Raw genomic sequence first — 12,074 nt, 5'->3', positions numbered from 1 at the left:
AATCAATTGCCTCTAACCGGCACAAAAATGGGTAAGGAGACAAGATGTGGCTGGCGAGTCACGGATTTGTGAACAGGCAGCTTCATGCCAATTGGCGCAGTTAAACTGCTACGGATGGCGTGCAGCCTGTCGTAGAGAGAGCCTGTAGCGGCGCATGATGGCCCCCTCAAGGAGACCGGTTTTCAAGTAGTGAGCGAACGTCCGGTTTTAGAAAGCCGCAGCGCAACATGGAGGAAGTGAGTGAACGGCGGCAGTGGGCGTATTTCGTTGAATAACTCGCCCTTGATCGAAGGGCCGTTGGCTGATTCAACTCCCGCATAGGGTGGGAGTATCTGGCGATGATGGGACCGCGGCAGGCGGCGCAACCGGCGCTGTTCTATGAATTCTCGCTTGAGGACCATGTGCCCCAGAACCATCTGCTTCGCTCCATCGACCGGTTCGTCGGTCTATCCGGAATCCGCAGTTACCTTGCCGCCTTGATCTGAGTGACCGGGTCCCGGATCACTCGACCTTTTCCAAGAACCGGCATGGACGGTTCTGTGACAGCGAACTGCTACGGCATTTGTTCGAGACAACGGTTGCACGCTGCATTGAGGAAGGCCTTGTCAGCGGGCAGCGCATGGCCATCGACGCCAGCCTGATCGAGGCGGACGCGAACAAGCAGAACCCGACGCCGAAGGAAGAATGGGACCCGCACAGGTCGATCCCGTTGACGCGCCCCGGGCCGTTGGTGAATATCTCGACACGCTGGACGAGGCCGCGTTTGGTGCGGGCAGCGAGGTACAGCCCAAGTTCACGTCCCATTCCAACCCTGCCAACCAATGGACTGCGGCCCGAACATGGACTTTCGGTCGATCACCCGCGAAGAACATGAAGATGCCCGGCAGGTCGCTCGCGAGATCGCCAAAACCGAGCAATATGTGATCTCGATGAAGCTGCGAAAGAAGGTCGAGATGCTCTTTGCCCACCTCAAAAGAATCCTTGGCCTGAACCGGCTCCGATTACGTGGACCATGTGGCGCAAATGACGTTCACTTCGGGCTTACGCGGCCCCACCGGGGCCACGGTCCCGGTTCACTCCTCCTTGCCGCAGCCGCCCAGAGCCTCCGCAAGCTGGCCAAGATTTTTCCTGAACCGCAGCAACCGCGAAAAGCCTGACCAGAAAGGCGCTTGCGCCCATTTGGAAGCCGCAATTTCTGCGCCAGCGAACGGGTGTTTTTCCACGGAAACGGCGAGAAGGCGACATTCTCTGGGCTATGACGAATGAGCAAGATGAACTCGTTCCCGCCGTTCTCTTCCCCGGTTACGAACGGGCGCTTTTCCTGTTCCATATGCAATCTGGACCAGAGATGGGACAGGAAAGTCAGTCTGGCCTGATGTCTGACATCTCTCGTGTGACGCAGCACACGCTTGACAGGGTGCGACATTTTGTCCTCTCCTTGAGGCAGGCCGGGCAGCAAGTCCGGCAGGGAGGACATTTCAATGACGGATATTACGGCGGTGGCGGCAGCCCCGTTGCCCGATGTGGCACGTTTGACGCTTTCCGATCTCAGGGCGGCATTGCACGACGGATGGCGCGATTACCGGCGGGCCTGTTCTTTCGGATGTTTCTTTTCGGCGATCTATGTGCTGATCGGGTTTGGTTTCGTGATCTTCGGAGCGGGGACGGTGCTCTGGACCTTCGCGGTTTCGCTGGCCTTTCCGATGTTCGCGCCCTTCGCTGCCGTCGGACTTTACGAAGTGTCGCGGCGGTTGGAGCGGGGTGAGCCGCTCGATTGGCGAAAAATCATCGGTTCGGTTGCGGCGGAGAGGGACCGGCAAATCCCGTGGATGGGGGCGATCATCGTGATCTACGTGCTGTTCTGGTCCTTCCTCGCCCATATGATTTTCGCCCTCTTCATGGGGCTGTCGGTGATGACCAATATCTCCTCGTCCTACGAGGTCTTCCTGACGCCGAACGGGCTGGCCATGATCGCGGTGGAGCTGGGAGTGGGGGGCGTTCTGGCCTTTATCCTGTTTTCGTTGACGGTCACCTCCCTGCCGCATCTTCTGGAGCGCGAGGTCGATTTCGTCACGGCCATGCTCTATTCGCTGCGGGTGGTGCGCGAAAACCTCTTTGTCATGCTGGTCTGGGCGGCGCTGATCGCAGGGCTGACCTTCCTTGCCATGTTGCCTCTGTTTCTGGGGTTGTTCGTGGCGCTTCCGGTTTTCGGGCACGCGACATGGCACCTGTATCGCCGGGCGCTTGTCTGAGGTGGATCAACGTCGCGCGGTGAGCATCAACAGCACGCCGGTGCCGACGATTACCGCGCCGCCGATCAACTCAAACGCATCGGGACGCTCACCGAAGACCAGCGCACCGAGGACCATTGCGAACAGGAGCCGCACATAGCGAAACGGCGTGACCACCGACAATTCGCCCATGCGCATCGCCATGGTGAGGGCGGTATAGGCGGCGACGCCCACGCTGACGGCCAGCACCAATGTGGCAAGATCAACGGGGGAGGGCAGGACCCAGCCGCCGCTCCACAGTGTGAGGGCAAGACCGGAGAACACGAGTGCGGCAAAGCCCGTGAGCCCAAGCTGAGCATAGGACAAAACGGCGGGCGCTGCTCGAGTCGCCAGATCGCGTCCGGCAAAGCCGATCATGCCGAGAACGGCGAGAATGGACAGCGGCGTGAATCCGTCGAGGCCGGGACGGATCACCAGCAACACGCCGGCAAAGCCGAGCGCGATCAAGGCCCAACGCCCAATGGTGACCCGCTCGTGAAACAGTGCGACGCCCGCGGCGGCCACGACCAGAGGCGTGGCTTGCAGGATCGCGGAGGTGGTGGAAAGCGCGGTGAGCGCCAACGACAGAGTGAAGAACACCCGTCCCGTGACCTCGAACCCCGCACGGATCACCATCACGCGCTCTGCCATCACCGGATGGATCAGCCGCTCGCGCCGCCGCGCGGTGAGCAGCCCGAACACCGCCATGCCTCCCAGCCCGAAAAGCGTGAGCACCTGACCGACCGGCAGATGTGCCGCCACGGATTTGATCGCCATATCCTCAAGCGAGAAACAGAACATGGCGAGCACCATCAGGAGCGCGCCCTTGAGGTTGCCCGCTTTCAGGGCTGTCGGGTCGGTGGACAGGGTCATGGCTCAGGCTTCGGAAGCGTCTGGAAAATCGTCGGGGGAGAGCACCTGCATTTCCACATCCGGGGGCAGGGAGGTGACGACTTCGAGCACATGGTTCAGCGCCACGACGCAATAATGATAGAGCGGAATACGGTCGTCCTCCCAGTGCAACCCCTGTTTGACATGGCGGAGGAAAACGGCGGAGGGGTTTTCGCGAAACAGGCTGGCGTGGCTTTCGGTGGCTTCCGGGCCTTCCGCGCGGATCTGGCTTTCGTCGGTGATCTTGAAGGACACGTATTCGTCGAAGCGCAGGGTGAAGCGACGTGATCCGGGACGCACTTCGATGGCGGAGACAGGGCCGAGGATGTCGTCGATCACCGAACTTCCGGTCTGTGCCGGGCCTGGCTCTCCGGGAATGCCCTCGTCGAAAATGGCAGTCAGGCGGCGTTCGTCGAACCGCCCCATGCGAAAATCAGAGAGATAGAGATTGGTGACTTTCTCAAGCTGGCGCAGGGCTTCGGCGGGCATGGGGACTCCGGGTTGTCTCTGCGCACGATGGCGGAGGCGGCGGGCCGGTTCAAGAGAGAAAGACGAGCCCCGCTAGGCGGGGCAGCCCGAGTGTACAGAACGGGTAGGATGAAGAGAGCGGATGGATGAACCAGAGACTGCAATCACGCCCCTGATGTTTGCGGCCATATCTGACGGAGAGAACATCAGTGGTGACGATTTCCATAGAAGAAGGGGCAGCCGAAATAGAGCGAAATCGCAAGGATCAGGGAGATGAAACTGAGAGAAATCATGACAAAGGGGAAATGGACCGGAAGCAAAAGAAAAGGCGGCCCGAAGACCGCCTTTCGCATTCTGAGCAGGGAGGCTTATTCGCCCTTGGCGGCCGCGGTCGCTTTCGACACGGCGGCGGAGGTCTGCGGCGCGGCGGGGGCGGCAGAGGGGGCCGGTTTCGCGCCCGTGGCGAGCGGATCGTCGGCGCGCTGCACGGAACCTTCGAAATGCGCACCGGACTCGATGGCGATGGTCTTGTGAATGATGTCACCTTCGACCTTCGCGGTCGAGGTCAGGCGGACTTTCAGACCGCGCACACGGCCCACGATACGACCGTTGACCACGACGTCATCGGCAATCACTTCGCCCCGGATCGTGGCGCTTTCCCCGACGGTCAGGAGGTGGGCGCGGATGTCGCCCTCGACCGTGCCTTCGATCTGGATATCGCCGGAGGTCTTGAGATTGCCCACGACGGTGAGGTCGGAAGACAGCACGGACGCCGGCGGTTTCGGTTTCGCGGACGATGCGGCGAAATCGGGTGCCGGGGTCTTCGGCAGAGGGGGCTTCGTGGCCGCCGCCTCGGGTTTCTTCGCGTCATCGCCCTGTTTCGGGCCCGGTTCGTTGATTCTGCTTTTAGAAAACATCGTTGGCAGCCTTAATGTAAGTCATCGGATCGACGGCCTTGCCCTGGACACGGATTTCATAGTGAAGATGCGTGCCGGTCGAGCGGCCAGAATTTCCCATAGCACCGATTTGTTCGCCACGCGAGACCCTTTGCCCGACTTTCACGAGAATTTGGGATTGGTGGCCATAACGGGTTTCGATACCGAACTCGTGCTGGATCTTGACCAGACGCCCGTAACCCGACTGCCAGCCGGCAAAGGTCACGACACCATCGGCGGTGGCATAGATCGGTGTGCCGTAAGCGGAGGCGAAGTCCTGCCCCTCATGCATCCGGCCCCAGCGCGGACCGAAAGGAGAGGTCATGCGGAATGCGTTTTTCAGCGGCAGGGCGAAGGGCGCTTTCTGAGCGGCGATGCGGTAGAGGTTGAGGCGGTCCATCTTGTCGATGATCGCATTGGCGCGCATCGAATCCGGGTCGATCATGCCGCCCTTGGTGGAAAAGGTGATGGGTGTGAGCGGGCCACCCTGACCGGAATAGCCCTTTTTCACTGTGGCGATCAGGTGTTCGGGGTCCATGCCGGCGGATTTGAACATCTTGTCCAGCGGTGCGACGGAGATCGTCACAGCGTCTTCGAGCTGCGAGAAGATGCGGTCGTTCTTTTCTTCCATCAGCTTGAGATCGGTTTCGAGATTGTCGGCCATCTGCAACGCGTGGTTGGCGGAAATCACCATCTCGTCGCGTTCGGCAGCGGTGTCGGCCAGAGCGGTGGCCAGCACGTCGACGGTGGCCTCGACTTCTTCGGAACTCATGCCATTGGCGGCATCCGGCCCGCCGTCCCGCTGGGCGATGAGTTGGGCCTTGTCGGCCACGGCCGCATCGCGGTCCTTGAGCGCCCGGCGCAGATTGGTCTGTACCACCTCGACGCCTTTTTCCAGTTCGCGCACCCGTTCCTCGGAAGCCAGAAGCTGGCTCTGCATATCGGAAATCTGGGTGAGCGCGGTGTTGAAGCGTTCCTGTGCGGCGGCGGCCTCTTCGGCGCGCATGTCGCGCTCATGCGCGAGTTCCGCCAGACGGGTCTCGAACAGGACCAGATCGCGGTTCGACTGTTCGCGCAGATTGCCGGAGCCGATGCTGTCCATCAGGATGATCGCCGTGGCGATAATCATCCAGGTTGCGAAAACGGTCGATCCCGTTATGGCCACCACTTGGGTGAGGGGCGTGATCCGCAGATAACGCGTGTCGTTGTCGGACCGCAGAAACACCCGACGCTCGGGGAATCTGCGCTCAAGCAGGTGGTTGAGCTTTCTGATCATCGTCTTGTCGTTGCCGTTCTGTTGTCCCGTTCCCTCGACCCGCTTTGCACCCCGTACACTAGGTAGGGGACCTTCGTCTGGGCGCCCACCGCGCCGACCCGGTCCGAAACATTGGGCGATCCGTCTCATGCGGAGCTTCAAGCCCGTCACCCGTAAGCGGTTGCCCTCTGTTAACGAAGCTCGACCAGTGGGGCAACTTTTTTGCCCCATCAGCGGGGGTGAGCGGGGGATTCCAGCCGTAAAGTTCCGGATGTGGGCGGTTTTTCGCCGATGTTAGCGCTCCCGGTTCGGTGCGACCTCTGGCGGCTGCGACGGGCTGCCTCAGAGGTCTGGTGGAGCCAACTTCGGGATCAGCTCCAAGCGGGCGGCAGTTCGTCGGCCAGAGGCCAGTAGAAATCCGGTGGCAGACCGGCCTCCGCGCGCTTTTCCTCGTTGAAGGGCGGCTTGGTGCCGCCGGGAAAATAGCGTCGGATCAGGGCATGGAATTCGTCCTTCGGGTCGATGCCCTGACGACCGCAGAGAAAGTTGAACCATTTCGCGCCATAGGCGACATGACCGACTTCCTCGGCATAGATCACCTCAAGCGCTGCCACCGTCTCCGGGTCTCTGGCATTCTGGAAAATCCTGATCATGCCGGGGGTAACATCGAGGCCGCGCGCCTCCAGCACCATGGGCACGACCGCAAGTCGCCCCATAATGTCCTGAGCCGTATCCTCGGCGGCGCGCCACATGCCCGCATGGGCGGGCAGATCGCCATAGAAGGAACCCATCGCCTCAAGCCGGTCGCAGACCAGATTGAAATGTTTGCTCTCCTCGTCCGCCGATTTTACCCAGTCGTCGTAAAACCCGAGCGGCATGTCGATATCGGTAAAGCGGGCGACGATATCCCAGTGTAAATCCACCGCATTCAGTTCGATATGTGCAATTGCATGAAGGATCGCCTTGCGCCCCTCGGGGCTTCCCGGCTTACGTTTCGGCACGTCGCGCGGGTTCAGAAGCTCCGGCTTTTCGGGCCGGGCGGGCTGCATCGGCGGGTTGGCCGTGCCCAGCGGGATCGGAGTGCCGCCCGCCCGGGCTTCGCGCCACATCGCAGCATATTTGTGGGACAGCGCGGTTTTTTCACGCCCGTCGGCGGTGCGCAGCACCTCCTCGGCCATGCCGGAAAGCGTCAGATTCATGCTTTTGTGGCCTCAAGCACCTCGTTTGCGTGCCCCGCGACTTTCACCTTGTCCCAGACGTTGGCCACCTTGCCGGCCTCGTCGATCAGAACGGTCGAACGCACGATGCCCATATAGGTTTTGCCGTAGTTCTTTTTCTCCTGCCAGACGCCGTAATCTTCGCAGACCGTGCCAGCCTCATCGGACAGAAGCGGGATGCCGAGAGAATGTTTGGCGCAGAAATTCTCGTGTTTCTTCACAGAGTCCTTGGAAATCCCGAACACCGCGACCCCGGCGGCGGCGAATTCGTCCTTGAGTGCGGTGAAATCCAGCGCCTCGGTGGTGCAGCCCGGCGTGTTGTCCTTTGGATAGAAGTAAAGTACCACCTTCCGACCGCGCAGTGCCGACAGGGTTACCGTCTCGCCACCATCGCGGGGCAGGGTGAAATCGGGGGCCATTGCTCCGGGTTCGATCATCGTCTTTTCCTCTCAACAGGCATTCGTGAGTTGCACAGCGCTTTGCTTTCGTTTTAGGCCGCATTGCGACAAGATGAAACCGACAGTCGTTCCCTTCGGAATATTCACGAGAGCCCTTTGTCCGACGAGACCCGAAATCAAGCCGCAGAGCCGCCGCTCACGCCCGAGCCACGTCCGCGCAAGCCCTTGAAGACCCATCACAAGATCGGGATCTGGACGGTTGCGCTGATGCTGGCTCTGACGCTGTTTGCGGGGCTTGCCGTGTTGGCGATCACCGGGCGGGTGATTACCTTCCCGGAACTGGTGACCGCGCGCATCGAAGCGGGGATCAACCACAAGCTCGACGGACCAAAAGTTTCCATCGGTCAGATCGTTGCCGTGGTCGACCGCAATTTCGTGCCGCGTGTCACCGCCCGCAATGTCGGCATCACCGACGGGTCGGGGGCGGAAATCGGGCGGCTCAACACGCTGCGGGCCGTGCTCTCGAGAGAGGCTCTGAAATCAGGGCGGTTGCAGCCTGACACGTTACGGCTCTCGGGGGCGCAGATCACCGTGCGGCGGCGCGCGGATGGCAGTTTTGCGCTCGATTTCGGTGGCACGCAGGGGGTGGTCGGTTCCGGTATCGAGGTTCTCAAAGCCATCGACGGGGCCTTTTCCCGCACGCCGCTCTCGGAGATCACGCGGGTCGAGGCGCGCGAGATCACGGTGTCTCTTGAGGACGCGCATTCCGGGCGGATATGGCAGGCGACGGACGCCGCGATTGTGTTGAAGAATGATACTCAGCTTCTTGATATGGCGCTGGATTTCGAGTTGTTCAACGGCACTGAAAACCTGTCGCGTATTGCGCTTGGCTTTACCTCCACCAAGGGTTCTCTCGCGACCACGATTTCGCTCAATATGGAGCGCGCGCCGACCCGCGATTTCGCCCTGCAAAGTCCGGCGCTGTCTTTCCTGTCGGTGGTGGATGCGCCGTTGTCGGCCTCCATGCGGGCGGAAATCGACGCTGAGGGGCAGTTGTCGCAATATACCGGCACGCTGGCGATCGCGCCGGGACAGATCGTGGCGGGCGAAGGGGCCGATCCGATCGCTTTCGAGGGCGCGCGCGGCTATTTCGATTACGATCCGGAGCGTGAGCGGATCGACTTTCCCGAGTTGAGCCTCGCGACCGATGCGTTGGAGATGACCGGGCGCGGTCATGTGATCCTGGGCGATTTCGAGAACAACTGGCCGCAGAGCTTCACCGGACAATGGCAGTTTTCCGAGCTGAAGGTCGCGCCCGAAGGGCTGTTCGATGCACCGCTGGTCTTTGATCATGTAATGGCGGATGTCCGTATGCGGCTTGCGCCGTTCCGGCTCGACATCGGGCAACTCGATCTGGGGCAGACAACGCCCGAGGGCGATCTCTGGCTGCGTGGCAAGGGCCGGGCGGAGGCGACGCCGGAGGGCTGGCAGGCGGGGCTCGATCTCTCGGTCGATGAGATGAGCATCGCGCAGCTTTTGGCCCTCTGGCCGCCCGCAGCCATTGCCAAGACCCGCACCTGGATGGCTGAGAATATCGAAAGCGCCACATATCATGACCTCAATCTCGCGCTGCGCTTCCATCCGGGGCAGAGCCAGCCGGTGCTGGCGATGGATTGGGATTTCGACGATCTCGATCTGAGCTTCATGAAAAGCCAGCCGCCGGTGCGGGGCGGATCGGGCCATGGTGCGATTTTCGGTCCCGCCATGGCGATCACCATGGCCGGTGGCGAGATCACGGCGCCTTCGGGCGGGATGGTGTCGGTGGCGGGCACGACGCTGCGCATCCCGGATATTTACACCAAACCGGCGCGGCTGGAGATCGGTCTTGAAACCCGTTCGAGCATCGAGGCGGGGCTGGCGCTGATGGCGGAGCCGCCGTTTTCGGTGTTGAAAGAGGCGAGTTTCGGTCCCGATGTGGTGCAGGGGCAGGCCGAGTTGCATGGGCAGATTACCTTGCCCCTGATCAAGAAAGTGATGCCCGCGGATGTGAATTACCTGCTGAACGGGGTGTTGAGCGATGTTTCCTCCGATCAGCTCATGCCGGGACAGGTGCTTTCCGCCGAACTCTTGCGTCTGACCGTGGACCCGTCGGGCCTGTCGATTGCGGGAGAGGCCCGTATTGGGACGGCGCAGATGGCGGGGCTTTGGCGCAAGGCCTTCGGGGCGGAGCATCGTGGGAAATCCGATCTCACCGGGCGGGCGCGGATCAATCAGGCACTGCTCGACACGTTCAACATCGCGCTGCCCTCGGGTATGGTCGCGGGCGAAGCCTGGGGTGAGTTGTCCGTGGCGTTGCGCAAGGGGCAAGCGCCCAAATTCACGCTTGCCTCCGATCTGTCCGGGCTGCGCCTGTCCTTCGGGCCGCTGGGTTGGGGGAAGCCGGCGGGGACAAAGGGGCTCCTGAGTCTTGAGGGGACGGCGGGGGCGCAACCGGAGATCACGGCGTTTACGCTCGAAGGTGCGGGGCTTAAGGCGACGGAGGGGCGGCTGAGCCTCACGCCCGAAGGGCAGTTCGACCGACTGTCTTTCGGGAAAGTGCGGCTTGGCGATTGGCTCGATGTGCCCGCGACGCTGATCGGGCAGGGCAAGGGGAACCCTGTGAAAGTGGTGATCACTGGTGGCACGCTGAATCTGCCCCGTGCGAGTTTTGGCGGTTCCGGCGCGGGCGCGCCTTCGGGGGCCGCCGTGCCGATCGAGGTGCAACTCGACCGGCTCAGGATCGCCGAGGGGCAGGAGCTGACCGGCTTTTCCGCGCGTTTGTCGGCGGCGGCGGATGGTGTGACCGGCTCCTTCCGCGGTCAACTCAACGGCACGGGGCCGCTCACCGGCACCATACGCCCCGGCCCCCACGGGCCGACCATCACCGCCACCTCGCAGGATGCGGGGGCGGTGGTGCAGGCCTCGGGTCTTCTGGAGCGCGCCACGGGCGGAGAGCTGAACATCGGTCTCACGGCCCTGCCGGAGACAGGCAGCTATGACGGGCGGGTGATGATCGACGACGTCCGCGTGCTTTCCGCGCCCTCTCTGGCGGAGCTTTTGTCGGCGATTTCCGTGGTCGGTCTGATCGAACAGATGACCGGCGGGGGCGGCATCCTGTTTTCCCATGTGCAGAGCGACTTTATCATGAAACCCGGACGGCTTACCGTGAAGGAAGGCACCGCCGAAGGTCCATCGCTTGGCATTTCCATGGAAGGGCTCTATGACAGCGCCGCCGGTGTGGTGGATTTACAGGGTGTGGTGTCGCCCGTCTATTTTATCAACGCGCTGGGCCAAGTCGTGTCGCGTCGTGGAGAGGGGCTTTTCGGCTTCACCTACACGCTGACGGGATCGGCGAAACAACCGGTGGTCGGTGTCAACCCGCTGTCTCTTTTCACCCCGGGCGCATTGCGGGAAATCTTCCGCAAGAAACCGGCTGGGGATCAGTAGTGACGCGAAACCTGTGACCTGAAGCGTTTTGGATAAAACTTGAAGTACAGGCTTTTCCCGAAACGCTTCAGGTGCGGAAAGTTTCCTCCCGCTTTGTTGTCTTTATGCCGTCTGGGCGTGATGGCCGAAATACATGAATTCCCGGTCCATCTTCTTCACATCCTCCGCCGCGAGCGACAGGCTTGCGCTGTCGAGCATCTTGTAGCTCTTTTGCGTTTTCACCCAGTCTTCTGCCGGTTGCAGTGTGGAAAGCGTATAGGTCGTGGTCTCGCTCAGATAATGGGTCGGGATCACTATTTTCGGTTTCAGTTTCTCGATGATCGTATTGCCCATGTCATAAGACAGGATGTGTTGCGACCCGTCGACCGGCAGGGTGAGGACATCGACCTCTCCGATTGCGTCCCAGAAACCCGGTGCCGGATTGTGGCGGTTGTCGCCCCAGATCAGGGTGCGGATACCGCCGGTTTCGACGAGATAGACCACCATGTCCATATGGCCGACATTGTCGGGTGGGCAGGCCTGGACACCGAACTCCGCAAGCGCGTCCGTCCAAGGGTACCAGCCCGGCGCGACGCAGGCGTGCTTGTCGGCATAGCCCGTGATCTTCACATCGGCGAAATTGAACGCGCCGACCATGCGGTCGAGCACCATTGTCGAATTCGGCCGGTCGATCGCGTCATGGTCGAAATGGGTATGGGTCGAAAGCGTGATATCGACCCGCGTTTCGGGGAACTGGTTTTTGAACCACAGACCCCAGGCGCCGGAGGGATCATCGCGCCATGGATCGAAAAGCAATGTCGCCCCCCCCCCCGGGCGAGGTGATCTTGATCGCGCAATGACCATAAAATTCGATGCCGAGCGCTCCGTCCGGGTAGGAAGTGGCCTCCTGAAGCGCGATGACGTGATTGTTGTTGCCGGATTGCAGCCAGTCGGTCGACTGGGCATGCACCGGTGTCGGGCGCAGCAATCCGCCGGCAGCGGCAACACCCGCAGCGCCCGCGGCTGCGAAAAAGCCGCGCCGGGACAGGTTCGGGCGTTCGGGGTCGTCCATTGTCTGCTCGACGATCAGAGGCTTTAAATCATCAAATTTCCACATGCGTTCTTTTCCTTTCATGCAATCGTTCTGGCAGTCACACGGATCATCTGCGAGCCGG

10 protein-coding genes and 1 pseudogene are annotated in these 12,074 nt (G+C 61.4%); 3 read left to right on the top strand and 8 right to left on the bottom strand.

The window, feature by feature from the left end:
* The first annotated feature begins 338 nt into the window (after nt 1-338).
* Together C8N42_RS07420 and C8N42_RS07415 are read left to right on the top strand one after the other, a co-directional pair.
* Nucleotides 339-1,157 (top strand): annotated as a pseudogene (locus C8N42_RS07420) (hypothetical protein).
* Between the two features lie 324 nt (nt 1,158-1,481).
* The gene (locus C8N42_RS07415; protein ID WP_107815928.1) at nt 1,482-2,252 is read left to right on the top strand and encodes a DUF2189 domain-containing protein; all 771 of its coding nucleotides are present in this window, start codon (nt 1,482-1,484) and stop codon (nt 2,250-2,252) included.
* Between the two features lie 6 nt (nt 2,253-2,258).
* On the opposite strand, the gene C8N42_RS07410 is transcribed toward C8N42_RS07415, so the two are convergent.
* The 6 genes from C8N42_RS07410 to bcp all read right to left on the bottom strand — a co-directional run bounded on the left by C8N42_RS07410 (nt 2,259) and on the right by bcp (nt 7,473).
* Nucleotides 2,259-3,143: a DMT family transporter gene (locus tag C8N42_RS07410; protein WP_107815927.1), complete on the bottom strand. Its 885-nt coding sequence runs from the start codon at nt 3,141-3,143 to the stop codon at nt 2,259-2,261.
* A gap of 3 nt (nt 3,144-3,146) precedes the next feature.
* On the bottom strand, nt 3,147-3,650 hold the full coding sequence (locus C8N42_RS07405) for a hypothetical protein (RefSeq protein ID WP_107815926.1): 504 nt from the start codon (nt 3,648-3,650) through the stop codon (nt 3,147-3,149).
* A gap of 347 nt (nt 3,651-3,997) precedes the next feature.
* Nucleotides 3,998-4,546, bottom strand: coding sequence for a bactofilin family protein (locus tag C8N42_RS07400; RefSeq protein ID WP_107815925.1), 549 nt, complete (start codon nt 4,544-4,546; stop codon nt 3,998-4,000).
* The gene (locus C8N42_RS07395; protein WP_107815924.1) at nt 4,536-5,840 is read right to left on the bottom strand and encodes a M23 family metallopeptidase; all 1,305 of its coding nucleotides are present in this window, start codon (nt 5,838-5,840) and stop codon (nt 4,536-4,538) included. Before C8N42_RS07395 ends, C8N42_RS07400 begins: the two co-directional genes overlap by 11 nt.
* Nucleotides 5,841-6,190: 350 nt before the next feature.
* On the bottom strand, nt 6,191-7,018 hold the full coding sequence (locus C8N42_RS07390) for a ferritin-like domain-containing protein (protein WP_107815923.1): 828 nt from the start codon (nt 7,016-7,018) through the stop codon (nt 6,191-6,193).
* A complete protein-coding gene (gene bcp / locus C8N42_RS07385) occupies nt 7,015-7,473 on the bottom strand; it encodes a thioredoxin-dependent thiol peroxidase (protein WP_107815922.1) in 459 nt (152 codons plus the stop codon). The genes C8N42_RS07390 and bcp overlap by 4 nt, the downstream gene beginning before the upstream one ends.
* A 117-nt stretch (nt 7,474-7,590) precedes the next feature.
* On the opposite strand from bcp, the gene C8N42_RS07380 reads away from it, so the two are divergent.
* Nucleotides 7,591-10,920, top strand: a complete 3,330-nt coding sequence (locus C8N42_RS07380) for a YhdP family protein (protein ID WP_107815921.1) — start codon at nt 7,591-7,593, stop codon at nt 10,918-10,920.
* Between the two features lie 102 nt (nt 10,921-11,022).
* Here C8N42_RS07380 and C8N42_RS07375 read toward each other — a convergent pair whose 3' ends face one another.
* Nucleotides 11,023-11,715, bottom strand: a complete 693-nt coding sequence (locus C8N42_RS07375; protein WP_245889990.1) for an MBL fold metallo-hydrolase — start codon at nt 11,713-11,715, stop codon at nt 11,023-11,025.
* A complete protein-coding gene (locus C8N42_RS21845; RefSeq protein ID WP_245889989.1) occupies nt 11,690-12,016 on the bottom strand; it encodes a twin-arginine translocation signal domain-containing protein in 327 nt (108 codons plus the stop codon). The genes C8N42_RS07375 and C8N42_RS21845 overlap by 26 nt, the downstream gene beginning before the upstream one ends.
* Nucleotides 12,017-12,074: the final 58 nt, after the last annotated feature.

This window comes from Celeribacter persicus, assembly GCF_003050785.1.
Lineage (GTDB): Bacteria > Pseudomonadota > Alphaproteobacteria > Rhodobacterales > Rhodobacteraceae > Celeribacter > Celeribacter persicus.
The sequence above is the reverse complement of the archived record's forward strand: the minus strand, read 5'-3'. Positions and strand labels throughout refer to the sequence as shown.

What these genes read in the sequence shown, in the direction of transcription:
- bcp (WP_107815922.1), bottom strand. Translation starts at nt 7,473, where the DNA reads ATGATCGAACCCGGAGCAATGGCCCCCGATTTCACCCTGCCCCGCGAT.
- C8N42_RS07400 (WP_107815925.1), bottom strand. Translation starts at nt 4,546, where the DNA reads ATGTTTTCTAAAAGCAGAATCAACGAACCGGGCCCGAAACAGGGCGAT.
- C8N42_RS07390 (WP_107815923.1), bottom strand. Translation starts at nt 7,018, where the DNA reads ATGAATCTGACGCTTTCCGGCATGGCCGAGGAGGTGCTGCGCACCGCC.
- C8N42_RS07395 (WP_107815924.1), bottom strand. Translation starts at nt 5,840, where the DNA reads ATGATCAGAAAGCTCAACCACCTGCTTGAGCGCAGATTCCCCGAGCGT.
- C8N42_RS07405 (WP_107815926.1), bottom strand. Translation starts at nt 3,650, where the DNA reads ATGCCCGCCGAAGCCCTGCGCCAGCTTGAGAAAGTCACCAATCTCTAT.
- C8N42_RS07415 (WP_107815928.1), top strand. Translation starts at nt 1,482, where the DNA reads ATGACGGATATTACGGCGGTGGCGGCAGCCCCGTTGCCCGATGTGGCA.
- C8N42_RS07410 (WP_107815927.1), bottom strand. Translation starts at nt 3,143, where the DNA reads ATGACCCTGTCCACCGACCCGACAGCCCTGAAAGCGGGCAACCTCAAG.
- C8N42_RS21845 (WP_245889989.1), bottom strand. Translation starts at nt 12,016, where the DNA reads ATGTGGAAATTTGATGATTTAAAGCCTCTGATCGTCGAGCAGACAATG.